Source organism: Mucilaginibacter sp. OK268, assembly GCF_900103125.1.
GTDB lineage: Bacteria > Bacteroidota > Bacteroidia > Sphingobacteriales > Sphingobacteriaceae > Mucilaginibacter.
In genome coordinates this window covers 455,289-475,573 of record NZ_FNJV01000001.1, presented here as the reverse complement: position 1 = coordinate 475,573, position 20,285 = coordinate 455,289, and the positions used below count along the sequence as shown (strand labels likewise).

The following is a 20,285-nucleotide window of genomic DNA, read 5'->3' as shown; positions in this document are numbered from 1 at the left end:
GTTATTGTATTAAATCATTGATTACACCGTTAGTCACAGGCAACGGTACCACCTGCTTACGCGCGTGAAAGTTCTTATGACGTGGCCGTTCGTTTATTGTCTAAACGACCGGAGGATCTTCGAAGACAGGAAATAGCCATGAAACCGATCCCGATAAATACCGCGTTAAATACCAGGTGCTGGCCCCAGCTCATGCGGGATATGATGCCACCGCAGGTACAGGGCAATTCCAACCCGGACAATAACATCCCGGTAATATAGATCTCAAAACTGCACAACAGGATAACCGACGCATAAAGCGCCTTCAGCCGGTATACCGGGATCAGCAGTCCGAGCACGGTCAGGCTTTCCATGGCCGGCATTAGCCAGCCCAATACCGGGGCAAGGGATTTCATGAGCGGCAAGGGAGCCAGGCGCATCTGGAATACAAAACGATAATGATCTAAAAACTTACTGACCGCGGTATAGGTAAATAATAAGATCAGCAGGGCGACACCAATTTCTGACAAGACATCCTTTTTCATGGCTATGATTTGGTTATCCAAATTAACAACATAATCAAAGGGTAAAACAGGGAGAAAAGGGTTGTAACAAATCGGAAGTTAATTTTGGCTTAATACGGCTATTTCCTGTTCAACCAGATCTCGTTTAAACTGCGAAACACCCAAAAAGATGTAAAAAAACCTTATTTATATTACAACCCCTTATCCCCCCATGTTTTAAATTATTTACGCAAAACTACTTTCAGGACAGTTCCCGGCTGATGATCTGCTCAATATCTTTTTTGATCGCAAGGTAATTCGCGAAAATCATCTCGTTATCGATCCGTCTCACCCTGGGTAATGGTTTATAAGCTTTTTCCTCTTCCCTGATGGCCTCATGGTCGTTGATGATCTCGTTGTGAAAAACCTTCAAATTAATTTTATTGTCCGGGTCATCCGCTACCAACCCGACAAATTCCCCGGAAGACAGGGTCGCTATTTTCGATGCCGGCACCGCGAAATCCAATTGTGTTGATTTGCTGACGGAGGTATCCTGGCTATTAATCGTGACACTCTGACGTTCCTGCATGATTTTGCCAAAACGCTCACTGAGCTGCTTTGCCGTATCTCCTGTAACCTGTCCGGATATGATATTCCCTACAATGTTCATGATCACTTCCGCCTGTTCCCGGCCGTAGTCTTTTTTTAACTGGCTGTAATCCTGCAGGGCCAATGTGGTTGCCACTTTATTCGAACGGGCCGTAGCGATCACGCTGTCCATGTTATTAAAGTAAATCGTCGGAAACTCGTCCACGACCAGGTTGCATTTCAATTTGTTTTTTTGATTGACGACCTTAATGGTACGTGACATATACAAACTCAAAACCGCTCCGTACACCTGCTGCTTTAAGGGATTGTTACCCAAGCAAATAATTTTCGGATCATCGGGGTTATTCAGGTCCAGGGTAAAATCATTACCTGACAACACATAATACAGGGCCGGTGAGACTAACCGGGCCATGCTGATCTTCGCGCTGGCCACCTGGCCCTCCAACTGATCATAGGCCTCATTCTGCCAGGCGGAAATAAAGGGGTTGATCAGCACCTCTATTTCAGGCTCCATCTTTAATAGGGCAAAGAGATATTTATAATCCACCTGCGCCAGTTCTATCGCATGTGGCAAGGTGCAATACTTGCCATCCTGGTACTTTTTTAAAAACCAGATCAGCGCGGTCACAAAGTTGATCGGTGATTCCACAAAGAAATCTCCCTGTTTCCTGATCCATTCCCGGTTTAGCCCCAGCATAAATGTCCGCGAGGACTCCATCGCGTCGGTGATATCGCCCATGCTTGCAGGTTCCAGGGGATTACAGCGATGTTTGATATTGTCGAAATCGATAAACCAGATACTGGGTTTTACTTTATAATTACCCGCGTATTTTAACAGCGCATTATAAGCGATAACCGACAGGTCGTCGAACTTAAAATCATAGATCAGCATGCTGAATCCTTTTTTGATATGCTGCGTGATAATGTGACGGATAACAAAATAGGACTTGCCCGCGCCGGGGCTACCCATCACCAGGGTGCCCCGGAACGGATTGATGATATTGATCCAGCTGTTCCTGATTTTACCTTTAAAATTATACCGGGCCGGAAGATTGACAGCATATTCATTTTCGAGTTTTCGTTCCTCCTGCGGAAAAGTTTCATTTTCCCGATTGAAAATGTCCTCGTTCAAATTCACATGGAGTATCCGGAACAATATGCTTATGCCGGTTAAAAAAAGCAAAAATCCGGTTAGCGTCACCGAAATATAGAGCGCAGTTATCACTAAGTACGACACCCGGAGTTTAAATAAAATGCCGCTGGCATAGTACAAGGCCAAACCTAAGCCGGACCAGGTTAAGGCATTCAAAAGTTTAAAATTTTCCGCCTTCTTTCCTTTGGTGCCGATCAATGAAATGATCACAAAGCCGATGGCAACCGATTTAGCGAGCAGAGCGCTTTTAAAAACCGGCAAACGATAGAAGTGTGCCAATATCTGGTCGACAATAGGAAGCGATAGGTGTAATTCGTAAAACACGCCATAACAACTGAAATAGAAATGCAGGATCAATATCAGAATTCCGGTAAACCTGATCAGATCAATGATTTTTCTGAGCGCCTGTTCATTTTCTCCTGTTTGCATATGCGTAAGCTTAGAGATTTAATTTCCTGCGTTTTTTCTTCCTTTTTGTCAGCTCCAATTGATTCGGCTCCGATTGATTGGTTTCGTAGGGCATTAATAACTCATCCAGCAAACCCCGCCCGGCAGACCCGGTCCATATCGATGGATCGCCCGGCGATTCCATGTCAACCTTTTCGAAAACCCTGGCGGTAGCTACAAATCTGCTTTCAGCCGTTTTATAGGATAAAGCATTCATTACCCCCGCAGCGCTATAGGCCTTTCCAAGATCGCTCCCGTTAAATACCACTTTGTTCAACTGGTCGACATAGCTTAAGCCATATATCCTGCCCTCGCTGTTTTCCCTGATGACCAGGCTTATACCGGCCCTTTGGAGCTCACTTTCAAACTGCTTCAATGAGCTTGCGTGTGCTATCGCCTGATCAATCTTCGCCTTTAGTTTTTCTTTCAATGGCTTTCGTAAATATTCATTCAGCTTAAACCTGCCCTCCAATAATTTCAACGTGGGCTTTTGATAGATACTACTCGCTTTAATAGGTACGCCAACCTTTTTCCCCCTTGTATCGGTGATCCAGTAATTCAGTCCTCCATTTTTAAACATCACTGATTCTTTGGAACCCCTACCTGCAGTCACCTTATACAAATGCAGAATGGCGTTTAACTCGGACAAGCTGGTAAACCTATAAGACCTGACCACCTCATTCACGACGTTCGTGATCGATCGCTTCGTATCAGATTTACCATACTCCGCCGGCCTGACCGTTACATCACCCACGTGGTCAAGCACCCTTTTTTGATCACTTGCCTTAACTAAGCCAAACTCCATTTCAACCGCTTTCCTGGCCGGTTCAGATTTTAACAGCCCGATATTATTCAGATTGATGCGCTTGCCATCTGCCTGTATGTTGGTTGTCACCACATGTATGTGCGGGTGTCCCGCATCGTTATGTTTGTAGACCAGGTAAGGCTGGTATTCGAACCCGATCCGGGTCATATACGCATGAGCAATAGCCGCCAGCCTATCGTTTTCTATGCATTCGCCGGGATGGAAATTCAGGGACAGGTGCACCGTATTGGTTTTGGTCCGCAGGTTCCTGCCGGCCAGGTCGGTCAGCCTAAAGAGCTTGTCATGAAAGGATAGCGCATTGTCGATTTTGGTATAGCCGTTAGTCCCTATCAATTCCGCCTTACCCGCTCTGACTTTGTGCTCATTATAGTTTAAAGCGCCCGTCAGGCTTTTTCCGCTTTTAATTTTTGCGACCATAGATCGGTGTATTTATTCATTCCTTCTTTGATCTCCGTGATCGATGGCTCCAGCTTTCCCTTGATAAGTGTTAAGAGATCCATCCATAACCTGGTATCCGGAAACCCATGCACACTGTTGATATTCCTGACCGCCTGGTTTAAATTATTACCTACAAAATTCAGTTCCCGCCGGAGCAAAGCCAGCTCCTCCAGTACATCATCCATCGATCTGTCCCGGTGGATAACCGTCACCGGATCACCCAGCAGCAAAGCCCGGTGATATTCGCTCATGGTTTGAAATGATGTCTTGCTGAACTTTTTTTCTAAGCCTTTATATTCATCCAATTTTAAGCGGATGTTCAGCCACCTGACCCGATTTTCTTCCTGCTTATTCATGATTCTAATTTCTAATCAAACCGACTTTGAAGCGTTTGATCATGTCCCCGGACTGACTCCGGAAGGGAGGGCAAGATTAGTTTGTGACACAAACTTACATCTTGCTAACCGCAAAAAGACAGCGGTTTGATCCCATCATCCATTACCACAAGCACCATCTATCATATTATTAATTTTGTCCATTATTTTTAAGGAAATCCTGCAAAGCTCGTATCGTAATACCCTTTTGCGTTATATCGTGTTGAACTCCGTATGCTTTTATTTTCCTTTTAAGATCTCTCGGGATCCAATTATTGAAACGGACCTCTGCCAAATCCGTAGTAGATGCTAGCATAGGCTTTACAGGCAGTACTTGCTGAATAGGTGTTTGAGGTGTTTCTTTTTTTATCTTTTCCGCAAGAGACCCTAATTTTCTTTTATAATCATCCATGGGAGTTACAATTAATGAACATTTGTAAAATGCTATAAATGCAGAAATGAACATTTGAACACTTCTCCATTTGGAGACACCGACAAATGAACATTTAAACAAATCAACATCGCGACAATTGAAGGTTTATTCAAATGAACAATTGAACAAATATTAGAAATTAGATTTATACACTGATCAAATCGACGATTTCTTCTGCAAGGGCGGTGATTTCTTGGATGGCCTTTTCATCGGTACTTTTTAGAATGCCGGACGTCATTGATGACCGTGCCAAACTCACCCTATCAAAAACGCGTGCTTTTAATAGCGGAGTACCCAGCGTACTCAATAACCCGACCACTTCTGTAGTTATCCCGGATCGCGGCTTGATCATATTCAGGACGATGCCAGCTTTTAGCTTTTGATTCTGTGCCTGGGAAAATCTAACCAATGCCAAAGTAGATTTAATAGCCATGACATCAAAAAAACCAGCTTTGGTCGGAACCAGAACATAATCAGAATGGGTAAATAATTCGTTTAAACGATTGGATAAATAAGGCGGCGTGTCTACTACGATCAGATCATAGTCCAGCTTCGAAAGCTCGCTTATTTTTTCCGGAGCCAGAATATCCAGTTCCGGAAAATCTTCTTTGAGATGATAAATGCTTCCCTGCAAATCCGAATCAATCAGGGCCACACTTAATTGATCTTTGAAGCATAATGCTAGGTTCAGTGCCAGCGTACTTTTGCCGACTCCTCCTTTTTGATGTGCCAATGTGATGATCTTTGCCATAATCTTTCATTTTGCTGCAAATGCACATTTGTTCAAATGCAGTTGTGAATATTTGTTCGACAAAGATGAGAAACGACAAGGGGCAATCGCTCCGAGATTATCCGAGTCGGATACGTATTTTTGTGCAAGCAACAATTACCAGATCCGTCGTACTGAGCGTCAAAGAACCCGAAGATCTGCAATGTTTCATCGTTGCTTTTAGCCTAAAAACCAAAAGCGCTACACGGACTTTTAACCTCATATACTTCCTGGTCCATCGGGCGTTCTAAAAGGAATGAGCCCGGTAAAATACCGAGCTCACCTTATGAATAATTAAATTAAGTTCGTCTAACTTTTGGAGTGCACTTCATTTTTACACAGCCCGCTTTCTTTTACAGATACAGCTCAATGATTACATTATACAAAGACGTATCAATCGCCGAAACCGATAACTATTGCTGTGCTAATCCATAGCCATTGGTTACCTTACCTTTGGATTTGCTGATCGTTTCAGATGGAATGGGCCAATAAACTCGTGGTGGGTCACCGGCTGATGTTATGCCCGAAAGAATGTTTCTTTGGTACACGGTAACAGCCTTGGCCAAATCAACTCCCCAGTTAGTTTTGGCATAACCATCAGCCTGTAAAGCAGCCGCTTCTGTACCGGCAGGATCAATATAGCGGAACAAGCCCTGTATGGCTACGTTGTGGGTTGTACCAACTACCTTACTGGCAACAGTGGCATTTGCACTATAATTGTACTGCCCTCTCCACGCCGGATAGGCAGCCGGGTTAGTCAGGGTATCTGTTGCCGCGCAATCATAAGTTAGCGGATTAGTTAATGCAACCCTCTTGATCCATATATAAGCCGGAAAATCATTGCCATTGGCAAAGTGATGGTATCCAAGGGTTTTTATATCGTTAATGGTAGCTGCCATTTCCTGTTGAACTGCAATGGCCCTTTCGGCATAAGTACCCGAACGGATCAGGTCCCAGCGGCGCGTCCCTTCGCCAAGCAGCTCAAGTTTACGCTCCTCCAATATGGCATCTTTTAATGCCTGACCAGCAAGATTAATGTTGTGCTGCGCATTGCCAAAAGCCCGCTGCCTTATCTGGTTAACCAAGGTAACAGCATCATTTTCCCCCAATTCAGCTTTAACTTCGGCCAGCATTAATATAACGTCGGCCATTCTTAAAATAGGCCAGTTTATACCCGATGCCCGCTGAGAGGCTACATTTGGAGTAGCCATACGGTTATCGTCCCATTTATTGGTGGCTATACCTCCCAGGCTTTTACTGCCCGGCGTGAAGGCTATCATCTTTTCATTTCCGTCACCATTGCTTGCAGTAACCGTGGCGCTGGCATCCCTGCGGTGATCTGCATTTTCATACTCACCATAATAAACAGTAGGAATAATACGCAGTGCACCGAAAGTTTTTGTGGGTGCACCTACAGATGATCCCCCATCAGACGGACGGCCAAAAGCATATGGGTATTCGCTGGTGGTTGTCAGCGTACCGCCTTGTATGTTGCCTATTTCAAATATTGATTCGGGGCTCACCGTTAAATCATTAAAATATTGGAAGTGGCGCTGGAACGGGTTGTTGACGTTAGCGCCCCTGCTGTCGGTAGTGATCAAACCAGCTGTGCCTTTGTTGTCAATAGCTTTCTGCAGGTAGGTTTTTGCTGTTTGATAATAGGTGAGGTAATCAGTACGGCGGGCGTATACGCATTTGTTGGCCTCGGTGCCTTTTTTGGTAAAGGTAACGCTTCCGTACAGTCCGCTTACATCAGTACGTATGGTTTGATATCCACCGGCAAAAAGCGCTATCTGACCAATCAAAGCATCGCAAAATGTGCGCGACATACGCTCCTGGTTGATATTGCCCTGACCTATGCTGTACATCAGCGGCTCTGCCTTTTTGAGGCCATCAATCAAGCTATCGTAAATATCAAAGCGTGAGGTTAATGAATAATCACTGACACTTGTATTTTCATAACCGTACGGCACATCGCCAAAATGCAGTGTTAATTGAAAATAACAGAACGCTCTCATGGTTATCGCTTCACCATATAGTTGTGTCCAATCGGTGGTTTTACCGGCGGCAACATCAGCTTTGTAAGCGTCTTTGCCGGCTATGACGTTGGCTAACCTGCTGGCCAGGGCAAGCGTTTGATAAAGTGAGTTAAACCCGGTTGCAACCGCGTCAACCCCTAACTGATCGGAACGGCCAATGGCATTCAGATTATTTGTTGATCCGTCTTCAGGGTAATATTCCGCGTCCGATCCAACGGGATCATTCCAGCGGTAAACGCCCATAATACAATTTTGACGGTAGTTGGAATAGCACCAGGAAAGTGATTTGAATGTTTCAGAAGTTGTTGTGGTAACGAAATTATCATCCACAGTGGATGGCGATGTTACATCCAGATAACTTTTTTTACACTGGGTAAAAGATAGACACAAGGAAACTGCGGCTATATATTTTATATATGTTTTCATGTTTTGCGTTTAAGTTGTTAGAAATTAAGGTTTACTCCTACAACAAATGACCGTGCACGGGGATAGGACCCAAAATCGTAGCCAGTGGTTGGATAAGGCGAACTATTGGCATTGTCATTAACGCCTACTTCCGGGTCGAGCCCGCTGTACCCGGTAATGGTAAGCAGGTTATAAACGCTGCCGTATACACGCAGGCTTCCAATGCCAACTTTTTTCAGCGCTGATTTAGGGACAGTATACCCTAAAGTAAGCGTGTTAAGGCGAAGGAAGGAACCTTTTTCAATGCCCAGTGTTGAGGTAACTCCCGTTTCGCTGTTAGCCAAAGGCAAATCGGCATTTGCGTTTGCCGCATTAAACTCCTCAGGCGTTTGTAACCGAACAAGCTGTCCGTTTACAACATTGTAAATTTTGTAAGCGTTAGCCATGATAGCCAGTTTGTTTTCGTAAACGCCTCCTTCTTTAGGGCCATATAACGACGCCAGTTTATTGGCATTATAAATATCGTTACCGACGCTGTAATTGAAGTTTAGCCCCAGGTCGATATTTTTATACGCGACACTAATATTGAAGCCGCCTGTAAACTTCGGAGTGGTATTGCCAATAACAGAAAGGTCTTTATCGTCTATTTTGCCGTCGTTATTCAAGTCTTTATACTTAGGCAGGCCTGGATAAGCGATTTGGCCGGTCGGACGATCTGTTCCGGTGGCAAGTCCGTGGGCTACGCCGCCCGAAACGCTTGTAAGATCGGGCACACCGGTTTTTAGCGTATACAAGCCATTGTTGTAGGTGAAATCATTTGGGGTGTAAAAGCCATCATAAGTTAAGCCGCGTACCAGACCAACAGGCCGGCCCACTACAAGCTGGTAATCAGATGCCGGGTAAGTTGCGCTGCCTGCCCAACTTGAACCGTAGAGCCCGGTCACGTTATCGGCAAGCTTGTCTACCTTGTTTTTATTGAAAGTAATGTTACCGCCTGCAGTAACCCTCCAATTTTGGTTTTTGAATACGGTACCTAAAAGCGACAGTTCTACGCCCCGGTTACTTATTTGCCCGATATTGGCATATGTGTAAGTAAAGCCCGTAACACCGGGTATGGTAGTTTGGGTAAGTACGTCTTTAGTGGTATTCCAATATACATCAACGGTACCCGATAACTTATCACCAAACAAACTAAAATCCGTTCCAATATCGCGGGTAATGGTAGTTTCCCATTTCAAATTTGGATTAGATAAAACGTTAGGGTTGCTTAATGAATACGCGGCAAGGGTAGTGTGGTTAATGTCGTACTGGTTTCTTGGATCAGTCACAGAACCCCATGATTGTGTGTTAAGTCCCGTAGGGATATTATTATTACCAACGGCACCGAAAGAAGCGCGAAGTTTCCAGTTATCCACCCAGTTAACATTTTTCATGAAGGGTTCCTGCGATATCCTCCATGCAAACGCGCCGCCCGGGAAATATCCCCAGCGGTTATTTCCCGCAAACCTGGAAGAACCGTCGGCACGGAATGTGAGTGTCAATAAATACTTGTCCATGAAGTTATACATGGCACGGGCAAAGTATGAATTAAGACGGTCGGGGGTATTTACGCTGGATGAAAATGCGAATGAGTTTTTTGTCCTGTCGTATTGGTTGATCTGGGCAAAAGCTGTTTGCTCGGTAAAGTTTGACGGAAAGTAATTTGCCTGTATAGAAATACCGGTACCTCCCGAATTGAAGAATTCCGTACCTGCCAATAAACTGATTTTATTATCCTTATTAATATTAAACTCATAGCCCAATGTGTTTGCCCAGCGCAGGCCCCAGCTGTCGTTTTTGCGATAGTCGGCATTACCGGCATACAATTTATTACCGGTTGCATCATCGATATAGCCATTATAAGTAGCGCCAGACCAGTATTTACGCTGTGTCCAGGTGCCGTTTCCGCTAAAATCGGTATGGTAGGTTAAGCCTTTAATGATCACCCAGTTCAATGACGCTATCCCCACAAAGTTTGAGGAAAGACTAAGTGGGTCGTAGTCACTGATACGTGCTACAGGACTATAGCTATCCCATAAAGCATTTTTACCGTATTGCGATATATTGTTGCTTGCTGTTAATGCAGACAAGCCGCCTAAAATATGGTTGGTGGCAATAGGGCGAAAGCGATAGGCAGAAGATAATATTGACCCGCTGCCGCTGGTAACACCTTCATCGCCAAGTGTTGGCGTATTGGCATAGCGGGTGTTAATGTCAAACGTAACATTATCAAATATTTTTTGGGTAAGTTTAAACGCTGCTGTTGCCCGGCGCTGATATGATTGCAGTTTCATACCCTCATCATCACTGTAAGTGGCGGAGAACAGTACTTTTGTTTTATCAGTGCCGCCTGTTATGGTAAGGGCATGGTTCCATGATACCGATTGTTTGTAAGCTTGTTTTTGGATATCATCTGTTGCAAGGTTCCGGTAACTCTCTATTCCACCGGAATTGCTGCCGGCATTTGCGCCCAGGCCGTATAATTGTTCAAAAGGTGTTTGATAAGCGCTTCCGTTTGCGGCCGCGTTAGCCCACACATATTGCAGGTAATCATAAGGGTTTAACGCCTGTAAATATTTGTTTGGCCTGTTAATTTTAACATAGCCATTATAGCTTACGTTGGTTTTGCCCGCTTTTGCCGATTTGGTTGTAACAAGTACTACGCCGTTAGCACCGCGTGAACCATAGATGGCTGCGGATGAGGCGTCTTTTAACACGTCAATACTTTCTACCTGGTCACCGGGGATATCATTTAAATTGCCGGGTACACCATCAATAAGTACCAGTGCCTGGTTACTTTGCGATATGGAGGTCCCGCCGCGTACACGGATGTTAACACCTGCACCCGGGCGGCCATCCTGCGAGGTAATGTTTACCCCCGGCAACTTACCCTGCATGGCCTGCGCTATGTTAGGAACCGGTGTGGCCGCGATGTCTTTTCCGCTAACCGAAGCCACCGCACCGGTTAAATCGCGCCTTTTAACCGTACCGTAGCCGATAACCACAATTTCATTCAGCTCTTTTTGGCTTCCGGCCAGCGATATGTTAATGGTTGTGCGGTTGTTGATGCTTTCTTCGATGGAGGCATAGCCGATAAAAGAAAAAATCAGTATGCCCTGGCCGGTTTTAACTTTTAAGTTGTAATGGCCATTCGCATCGGTAGTTGTGCCCGTTGGTGTACCTTTAAGGGTTATGTTTACACCGGGCAATGTCCGGTCATGTTCATCTTTAACGGTACCGCTCACTGTTTTGTCTGTCTGGCCAAACAGCTGGCAAGTCATCGCCAGCAAAAAAAAGATGCTGAGCACTAAGCTTCGGTTAAGAAGCCTGATCTTTTGCCGCCCGTACCCGGCATTGGATAGTAATTGTTCAGGTAAATTCATTATTAATTGGTTTGATAATTTGGTTTATAAATTAGAAGGACTGAATTAAACAATGCAGGCAAAGCGAACAACAATCTGCCTGTTTTTTATCAGTAAAGAGGCGCCGGTTACCTTTGCAATATGTTTACGCTGCAACGGCTGTATTTCTCGGTCTGCATTTTTAGCGGAACCAGAGGTTAGGTGGGTGTTGTGATTGCACATGAATAAAACACCGCGCAATAATTGTTGGAAAAAAAAGTAAAATTTTTCTCATAGCAAAAAAGTTAAGGCGCCGGCTATTGGTTGTTGCCGGGAAGTTTAAAATTGGTTATAATTATTGATCAGCTTCGATGCCCTGATAAACCAGGTGATCGGTAGTGTTAAAAACAAACCTATATAAATACCTCCCGCAACAGGGTTGAAATTTGGCCAAAAAGGTTTAAAATTAGTTCAACAAGGGCGTGTTTGTGCTTAAAGGGCAATTGGGTGCGTTTTTAGCCCTTGGTTTTCGCGTGGGTTTCAGCATATCTGGAACTGACAGGATGCCGTGGGGCTATCGAATGATCTCTTGAGATGGCTTTGGCATTTTTTGATAATCGGAGGGAGAGATATTGAACTTTGCTTTAAAACAGGTAGCAAAGTATTTAGGGCTGTTAAACCCTACGGCATACGCTATTTGGGAGATGTTATCGCTACCGGCATCCAGTAATTGCTGCGCCCGCAAAAGCCTGTGATCGCGAACAAATTCAACAGGGCTGAGCTGGGTAAGACTTTTCAGTTTGCGATAAAAGGTTTGTCTTGACATGTTGATCACTTCGGCAACCGACTCGATATTAAAATCAGGGTTATCCATCCCTGCGTCAATCAATTCTAACACCTTTTTTAAAAATATTTCATCTTTTGATGTTACTATAATATCCCCCGGATTTAAACTCACTACTGCCTTACCGGTCATCAGTTCATTAACCAGCCTCCTCCGCCGTTCTATAATATTTTTAAGGGTAGTTAACAAAAAGCTGGTATCAAAAGGCTTTGTAATGTAGTAATCGGCACCGTAACTTAAACCCGCTATCTGGCTTTCAACAGCTGTTTTAGCGGTAAGTAATACTACCGGGATGTGGCTGGTAGCAGCGTCATTCCTTATTTTACCCAATAGCTCTAATCCATCCATCCGCGGCATCATTACATCACTTAAAATCACATCGGGCTGTAGTTTTAATATTTTTTCCCAACCTTCAACGCCATTGGCAGCAGTTTCTATACGGTACTTGCCGCTTAACTGCATCCTGATCAATTCGCGCATATCCTGGTTATCTTCTACCAAAATTAGTAAAGGCTCATTGTGTACGATTTGTTCATTTTTAAGGTCTGCATGGGGTGGCTGTAACAATGCGGGCCTTGGTTTGCCTTCAGGCACTGAAGCATCAACCGGGGCTATGGTTTTAACCGCATTTACCGGCAAGGTTACCCGTACCCAACAGCCTCCCGGCTCACCGTTCTGCGCGCTGATGGTTCCCTGGTGAAGTTCAACCAATTCTTTCGATAAGGCCAGCCCAATGCCCGTGCCCTTTAAATGGCCGGTATTAGGGTGTGAGCCTTCGGTATAAAGATCAAATAAGCTATCGATCTCAGATGGCAGTACTCCGCACCCTTCATCGGTAATATCAATTATCATATCGCCGGTGTCCTTCATCTGCAAGTGCACTGTGATTTTTTTTCTTTCGGGGGTAAACTTATAGGCGTTGGCGATCAGGTTATATAATACGGTCTCTATTTTTTCGGGGTCAAGCCAAACCATGGCCGTATCTACATCTGTTTTAAAGGCAAATTCAATATTTTTCAGTTGCCGCATCTCTTCAAAATAACCGGCTACATCTGCAATAAGCTCTACCATATTGATAGCCGAAAGATTTAATTTTGCCTTGCCGCTTTGCACCTTCCTGAACTCCAGTAACTGGTTTACAAAACGGACCATACGGTTTGCGTTGCGCTGAATAATTGTCAGGTATTGACGATCGTCCCTGCTAAGGTAAGATCGTTGAACAAGCTCATTGATGGGATTGATAATAAGCGTAAGCGGAGTACGCAGCTCGTGCGAAATATTGGTAAAAAAACTCAGCTTTAACTCGGTCATTTTCTGCTCAACGGCCACCTTTTGCTTTAACTTCAGCACAGTTAAAGCGTTTTGTCTGATAGCAGCCAGGATTGCGCAAATGATGATGGCATAAATAATATATGCCCACCAGCTTGCCCAGGGCGCGGCAAGCACCGTAATGGCCAGGCTTTTATAAGGAACGTTTATAAACCTGTCGGGATCATTGCATTTTATCTCGAAAGTATAATTACCCGCGGGGAGGTTGGTATAAGTAACCCGTTGTTGGTCGCTGTCCTCATGCCATTCATTGTCGAACCCTTTTAAACGATAAGCGATGGTTAGGTGGTTACCCGAGCGATAATCCAAAACAGCATAGTCCAGGCTGAAAATATTTTGATCATGCTTTAATCTGACACCATCAGCGTAGTTGATATCGCGATCAAGGATCCGGGTGCTATCTTTGATGGCCACATCCCGGTTGTTCACCAGCAGGTTGGTTAGCACTAAATTTACTTTAATCGCATCGTTCTTGACCTGGCCCGGATCGAAAATCATATAGCCTCTTACCGCGCCGAATACCAGTTTGCCATCTTTTGCTGCCTGGCATGAACTTTCAGAAAACCCCTTTTTAGGAATGCCATCATACGAATTGAAATTCTTAAACTTACGGGTATTCAGATCAAACATGGATAAACCGGCCTTGGTAGCCAGCCATAAATGATGATATCCATCGCCGATACAGCTCATGACATAGTCATTGGCCAAACCTTGTTTTGAAGTGTATGCTTTAAACTTTTGCAAACCGGTTTGCGGATCGCTAACAGCCAGGTTTAACCCGCCGCCAGACGTTACAAGCCACATTTGGTTTTTGCTATCGCGATAAATATGCTGAATATCGTTGTTACCCAGGCTTTGAGGGTTGCCGGGTGTTTTTTTGTAAGTTTCGTATAAAAGTTTACCGTTTTTATAATTCAGGATCACCAGCCCGCCTGTGGCTGCTATCCATAAGCGCCCGTTTGCATCCATTGCCAAATGCCTTATTTTAAGACAGGTTTGCGGGTACCCGGTTCCGTTGTCAGAAAGCCTGGTAAATGAAACATTCCCATTGTTCCTGCTGAGCAAACATAGCCCATTATCAAACGTACCTATCCAGATGTGGCCTTCCTTGTCTTCTTTTATCGAATAAATTTCGTCGCTGTTAATGGATGCCGGGTTGGAGGGATCATAGCGGTAGTTTATCAGCCGGTAATGAAGTTCTGAAGGATCGGTAGGTATGGCCTGATATAAGCCTTTGGTTTTAGTACCCATCCAAATAACCCCGTTACGGTCCTGGGTAATACAATACACCCCGCCAATATTCTGCTCTACAAAATTGGCGAAAGTAACCGGTAGCTGTTTCCCGTTTTTGTAAACTAAAACCTGCCCGTTTTTTAATCCAAACCATAACCTGTTTTGTCGGTCGGCACAAATTCCTCTCACCTCATTATCCGATTGGAAATCGGCATGCTCATTTAGTAAACTGGTTTGAAAAACACTTGGCGGGAAAATTATTTTTTCAATGCCATGTTCATCTGTATGCAGCCAGAAGATACCGGCAGGGTCATAATATACGGTAGTTACAAGGTTTGAAAAACGACGGTTATTTGAACCTGGTTCATTATAAAAGTAGTTAAACTGTTTTGAAACGTTATCATAATAGCCAAACCCACCATCTCTGAGCACACACCAAACAACACCGTTTTTATCTTCTATCACCTTAAAGTGATTCGCAAAATTGTTTTTTTTGGCATCGTTCTTTTGAACAAATGTTGTGAATTTTTGAGTCAGTAGATCAAAGCGAATAACTCCTTTTATGCGCGGTTCAATCCAAAGCGCGCCCGAATTGTCTTCAAAAATCGTATGTAATGACTCGCCTGCTTGATAAACCGTGCGCGATAACAGGCCAATTCCTATAGTAAATGATAGCAGTTCGCCGTTGCCTGTTGTTAAATAAGCTTTTTTATGGCTGCGGTTAACCAGTATCGCGTTTATATCGGCAGTACTTATTCTCTGTTTCGAGAACTGTTTTTCCTGTTTATCATATAGGTACAAGGTGCCGCTTCTTGTGCCAAAAAATAATTGCGATTTGCTTTCGGCAACACAGGTAAATGCTTCTTCAGCATGTTTATCTAAATCGGCTATTTCATAGCTACCGTTTTTTTGCCGCTTTTCAAGGCATAGAAGACCGTGTTCTGTGCCTATCCATTTCTTTCCTTCACTATCCCCGTAAAAAAATTTATATTTTTTTGAAGGCTGCTCCGGGGCTGTTGTGGCGCTTTGACCATAACTCCTGTAGCTTATCCCCGCGGTATTGATCCCGCTAACGCAAAAAATTCCGTTGTTTATTGTGCTAACCCACAGGGCGTCCTGATCCAGTGATAAGATCTTATCAAAAATGATCTTCTCTTTGAGGTTGAGGATAACAGCGAGTGAAAGAAAACGGCCGGTTTTTTTATCGAAACGATAGATCTGGGAATCATAAGCTTTGATCCAAAGATGATCGTAATTGTCTTCAGTAATCTGATCGATGCGGTTATTATTGATTTGCGATGAATCGCCGGCTAATGATTTGAAGACTGTAAATTTACGTCCATCAAAGCGGTTAAGGCCATCCCAGGTGCCAAACCACATATATCCCTGCTTGTCTTTAAATATTGATGTAATAACGTCATGAGATAAGCCGTCTTCGGTTGAGTAATGTTCTGTTATGCAATGCATTTGGCCAAAAGCAGATCCGGTTAATAACCAAAGCAAAAACATGCATAAAAAACACCTGAGCTTCATATGATTTCTACCTCAAAAAATATTCACTTACAATTAGGCTATACCGGCGGATTGCCGCAACACCGTTAAATCTATAAATTTTATTTTGCTTATTATATCTCCGGGTGTTCACTGAAACATCAAACAATTTATTACCCGATAATTATTTGTCAATAGGCGTAACCCTAAACCAGTCAAAATCAGCATACCCCGAATCGTTGATCTGTGTATCGCGCATGCAGAATATGCCAACCTTAGCGCCTATCCATCGCCCAACTTCGGCGTGAAACGTTTCGCCAACATTGATGAACGTTTGCCCATCTGTACTGTAGCTAAAATCGCACTTAGCCCCGGCGCTTACTTTTACACGCAGCCATACCGTAGGCTTATCCAGTTTAGCAATGGTCTTCTCTTCTTCGGCGTTACCTTTATCGGCATCTTTGCAATGATCAAACACCAGGTATACGCCATCTTTTTTATTTTTAACCGCTATGCCGGCATAGCTGAAACCCATGATGGCTAAGCCGGCTTTTTCTTCCAATTTAACATTGGGAGTAAAGGTCATTTTGGTTGTAGCCGCAAATTCGTCGGCCATAAACTTCTGTAGCAGCACATTTCCGGCGCCCCAAAGGTTTTTAGCGCCCTCTGGCATCTTACCCGAATAAAGCCTTAGCGCGCCTTTGCCCGGGTTCATATAATACCAGCTGGCCTGCGCGTTAGCCATCCACTGCCATTGCAAGCCGAGGGTGGTTCCGTTAAACTCATCGCTTTCAACCGGTGTTTCGATAGGGTAGGTTTTACCAACATTTGGCTTTTTGTAAACCATTACGGGCTCGCCTTTACCATCGCCGTCTTTATCTGTACCTATTACCGGCCAGTTATTTTTCCAAACCATAGGCTGCAGGTGTACTACGCGGCCGTATTGTTCTTTATCCTGAAAGTGCAGGAACCAGTCTTCGCCGGTTTGGGTAGTTACCCAGGCACCCTGATGCGGGCCATTAACAGTTGTTTTACCCTGATCCATCACTACTTTACGCTCATAGGGGCCATAAATATTTTTTGACCTTAATACCAGCTGCCACCCGGCAGGCACCCCTCCAGCCGGTGCAAAAATGTAGTAATACCCATTCCGCTTGTAAAATTTAGGCCCCTCAATGGTTGGGTCGGTTTCGTGGCCATCATAAACTATTACGCCGGTATCAGTTACTTTGGTGCCATCCGCATTCAGCTTATTTACAGCGATAACACTTTTAATACCCGCACGGCTGCCGGCAAAGCCATGCACCAGGTACATCTGGCCGTCATCATCCATCAGCGGGCAGGGGTCAATCAAACCTTTGCCTGCGTAAACCATTACGGGGTTGCTCCAGGACCCGGCCGCGTTTTTGGCTTTTATAAGGTAAATGCCATAATCTGGATCTGGATAATACAGGTAAAACTCACCTTTGTAATAACGTAATGCGGGCGCCCAAACGCCATCCCCGTGACGCGGAATATCGAAATGATCAAACGGAGGCTGGCGTAACAGGGCGTGGCCAATGATACGCCAGTTTACCAGATCTTTTGAATACAATACGGGCAACCCCGGTATATCCTCAAAACTGGAAGAAACAAGATAAAAGTCATCGCCTACGCGTATCGCGTCCGGATCGGAATAATCGGCATTCAGCACCGGGTTTTTATAGGTGCCATTGCCCTGGTCGGCAACCCACACTTTAGATCTATAGTTACTTTTTGCAACAGGTTTTACCTGCGCGTTTGCAAAAGGTATAGCGGCGGCAAAAGCCAGTATGCAGATGGTGTTTTTCATAATTATTTAGCTTCCGGGTCCCAGTTATCACTGCCGCCAAGGATGTTTTTAATGGTATATTGTTTTGCCTCCCGGTCCGTTAGCTGGTGCGACCACTGTACCCGGCCTTTAGGGTTAGCGCCCGGTCCGGCATTTTTATATTCGGCATAATAGGCAGTCTTTTCCTTGTCAGGGAACATGCTGTCGCCTTTCCACGGGTCCCAGCCCTGGGGAACGATGTGTGCGCCCATTTCGGTATTCAGAAATACCGTTTTAGCGTATGATCTCCAGGGCCTGCCCAGGTATGCCTTATTTACCGATTCATCAGCGATCAGCTTACAGTTCATCAGCACATAACCATATTTTTGCAAAGAAGTGGTGGCCGCTGCCGTAATATAGGAGTTGACCAGGCTTTTAATAATGCAGCGCTGGAAAACAACGGTAGCTTCGCCAAACAGAAAATCTGTAGTGCCTTCAATATAACAATCCTGAAATAGCTCACGCGATGTAGCCGTAGCGGTATACAGCGTATCCTGGTTGCCCAGCAGCTTACAGTTATGCACAATGCAGCGGTCGCCTTCAATATGCAGCGCCACGGCTTGTCCTACCCGGCCGGCCGAATTGATGATGGTCAGGTTTTCTGCCATGAAATTATTGCCGGCAACCAGTACTGTGTAGGAGGTGTAAGTTGAAAATTTATCCCTGCCAAAGGCATCTTTACCGCCAGGTACGGGTTTGCCCGAATAGTCATCATTGGTGATAATGGTATTTTCCTTATTCTCACCAATAAGTGAGATATGTGTTTTCCACGATGGTATTACCAGCTTTTCGTGATAGATACCTTTTTTGATGTGGATAGGTACCTGTATAGCACCCAGATCACGAACAGCGTTTACCGCTTCCTGTATGGATTTAAAATCGCCGCTGCCATCCTGCGCCACAGTTATTTCTTTATAAACCTTAGTAACAGGCTGAGCATGGCAAACAGCAACTGCTGCCAGCAACAACAAGCCAAGTATGACCTTTTTCATATGATGTTATTTTGTCCCTTTCAACCATTCAATTTCTGTAGCGGCGAGTATAAAAGCGCCCACACCTTTGGCGTCATTGGTAATTACCTTTTCACTCAGGTAATAAGCGTAGCTGCCATCACGGTAAGGCTTTCCGCCCAGGCCACCCACCTGAACCGTGCCATCCAACGCCAAAAGGCCCTTGTCATCGGTACGGATAAATTTTTTAATAATACCTGCATACCCTTTTTGTGCTACAGGTATATAGTTTGCCGGCAGATATTTTTGACGCAGAGCCTTAGCCAGCGTATACACAAACATACATGATACAGACGCTTCCTGGTAATTACCTTTTTCAGTGCCTTTGTCCAGTACTTCGTACCAGAGCCCGGTAGGCTGATCCTGCCAGCGCTGCACTGCCGCGGCATAACGCTGCAAGATGGCCAGCAGTTCCTTACGCCTTGGATGATCAGCCGGAAATTGATCCAAAGCATCAACCAGCGCCATACCGTACCAGCCCATGGCCCGCCCCCAAAAGTTTGGCGAACGGCCGGTTTGCGGATCGGCCCAGCGCTCTTTCTTTGATGCGTCCCAGGCGTGGTACAGCAATCCTGTTTTTTCGTCCCGCGAATGTTTTTCCATTAATATAAACTGCCGGGCAATATCATTGAAAGCAGTATCCTCATGAAAAGTGGCCGCATATTCGGCGTAAAACGGCCCGGCCATATACAGCCCATCCAGCCACATTTGGTTCGGGTAACGTTTTTTATGCCAGAAACCACCATCAAATGTACGGGGCTGTGTACGCAATTGTTCGCGCAATATTTGTACCGCTTTCAGGTATTTATCCTCATGTGTTTGCCGGTAAAGCATCAGCACATTGCGGCCGCAAAGGATAAAATCGAGGTTATGATCGGCCAGGTTATAGGTACGGATACTGCCATCGGGCTGTACGAATTTATCCATACAGTGCTTTATAAAATCGAAATATTGCTTGTCGCCGGTTTGATGCCAGATATTTTCAAATCCCTTCAATATAACACCCTGGTCATAAGTCCACCTATTGCCTGTGGGCAGGCTGTCTTTCCAGATAGTCATCACCGTGTGGGCCATTTGCTGAGAATAGGGCCTGGCGGATTGTGCGCTGACCGCTTGAGCTGTTAACAATATAAAACCAAGTATTTGCAGGCGTAAAAAGCTTTTCATCATGGTG

General features: G+C 44.8%; 12 protein-coding genes. All 12 read right to left on the bottom strand.

Features of this window, described 5'->3' with window-relative positions:
• Positions 1 to 74: 74 nt before the first annotated feature.
• Positions 75 to 524, bottom strand: a complete 450-nt coding sequence (locus tag BLR84_RS01925) for a MauE/DoxX family redox-associated membrane protein (RefSeq protein WP_143013802.1) — start codon at positions 522 to 524, stop codon at positions 75 to 77.
• A 220-nt stretch (positions 525 to 744) separates the two neighbouring features.
• Entirely contained in the window at positions 745 to 2,673 is a 1,929-nt protein-coding gene (gene mobC / locus BLR84_RS01920) for a conjugal transfer protein MobC (protein ID WP_090463548.1), read from the bottom strand.
• 10 nt (positions 2,674 to 2,683) lie between these two features.
• Positions 2,684 to 3,934 carry a relaxase/mobilization nuclease domain-containing protein gene (locus BLR84_RS01915; RefSeq protein WP_090463545.1) on the bottom strand — a complete coding sequence of 417 codons (1,251 nt, stop codon included), beginning with the start codon at positions 3,932 to 3,934 and terminating at the stop codon, positions 2,684 to 2,686.
• Positions 3,901 to 4,311, bottom strand: coding sequence for a plasmid mobilization protein (locus tag BLR84_RS01910; protein WP_090463542.1), 411 nt, complete (start codon positions 4,309 to 4,311; stop codon positions 3,901 to 3,903). Before BLR84_RS01910 ends, BLR84_RS01915 begins: the two co-directional genes overlap by 34 nt.
• Positions 4,312 to 4,480: 169 nt before the next feature.
• Positions 4,481 to 4,741: a hypothetical protein gene (locus tag BLR84_RS01905; RefSeq protein ID WP_143013801.1), complete on the bottom strand. Its 261-nt coding sequence runs from the start codon at positions 4,739 to 4,741 to the stop codon at positions 4,481 to 4,483.
• Positions 4,742 to 4,907: 166 nt separating this feature from the next.
• Positions 4,908 to 5,513 carry a ParA family protein gene (locus BLR84_RS01900; protein ID WP_090463536.1) on the bottom strand — a complete coding sequence of 202 codons (606 nt, stop codon included), beginning with the start codon at positions 5,511 to 5,513 and terminating at the stop codon, positions 4,908 to 4,910.
• A gap of 431 nt (positions 5,514 to 5,944) precedes the next feature.
• Positions 5,945 to 7,996, bottom strand: a complete 2,052-nt coding sequence (locus BLR84_RS01895) for a RagB/SusD family nutrient uptake outer membrane protein (protein WP_090463533.1) — start codon at positions 7,994 to 7,996, stop codon at positions 5,945 to 5,947.
• A 17-nt stretch (positions 7,997 to 8,013) separates the two neighbouring features.
• The gene (locus BLR84_RS01890; RefSeq protein WP_218128196.1) at positions 8,014 to 11,397 is read right to left on the bottom strand and encodes a SusC/RagA family TonB-linked outer membrane protein; all 3,384 of its coding nucleotides are present in this window, start codon (positions 11,395 to 11,397) and stop codon (positions 8,014 to 8,016) included.
• A 532-nt stretch (positions 11,398 to 11,929) separates the two neighbouring features.
• A complete protein-coding gene (locus BLR84_RS01885) occupies positions 11,930 to 16,228 on the bottom strand; it encodes a hybrid sensor histidine kinase/response regulator transcription factor (protein ID WP_176851917.1) in 4,299 nt (1,432 codons plus the stop codon).
• A gap of 208 nt (positions 16,229 to 16,436) precedes the next feature.
• Positions 16,437 to 18,083, bottom strand: a complete 1,647-nt coding sequence (locus BLR84_RS01880; RefSeq protein WP_090463527.1) for a glycoside hydrolase family 43 protein — start codon at positions 18,081 to 18,083, stop codon at positions 16,437 to 16,439.
• 2 nt (positions 18,084 to 18,085) lie between these two features.
• Complete coding sequence (locus BLR84_RS01875; RefSeq protein WP_090463524.1) at positions 18,086 to 19,093, bottom strand: pectinesterase family protein; 1,008 nt, start codon at positions 19,091 to 19,093, stop codon at positions 18,086 to 18,088.
• Between the two features lie 6 nt (positions 19,094 to 19,099).
• Positions 19,100 to 20,281: a glycoside hydrolase family 88/105 protein gene (locus BLR84_RS01870; RefSeq protein ID WP_090463521.1), complete on the bottom strand. Its 1,182-nt coding sequence runs from the start codon at positions 20,279 to 20,281 to the stop codon at positions 19,100 to 19,102.
• Between the last annotated feature and the right edge of the window lie 4 nt (positions 20,282 to 20,285).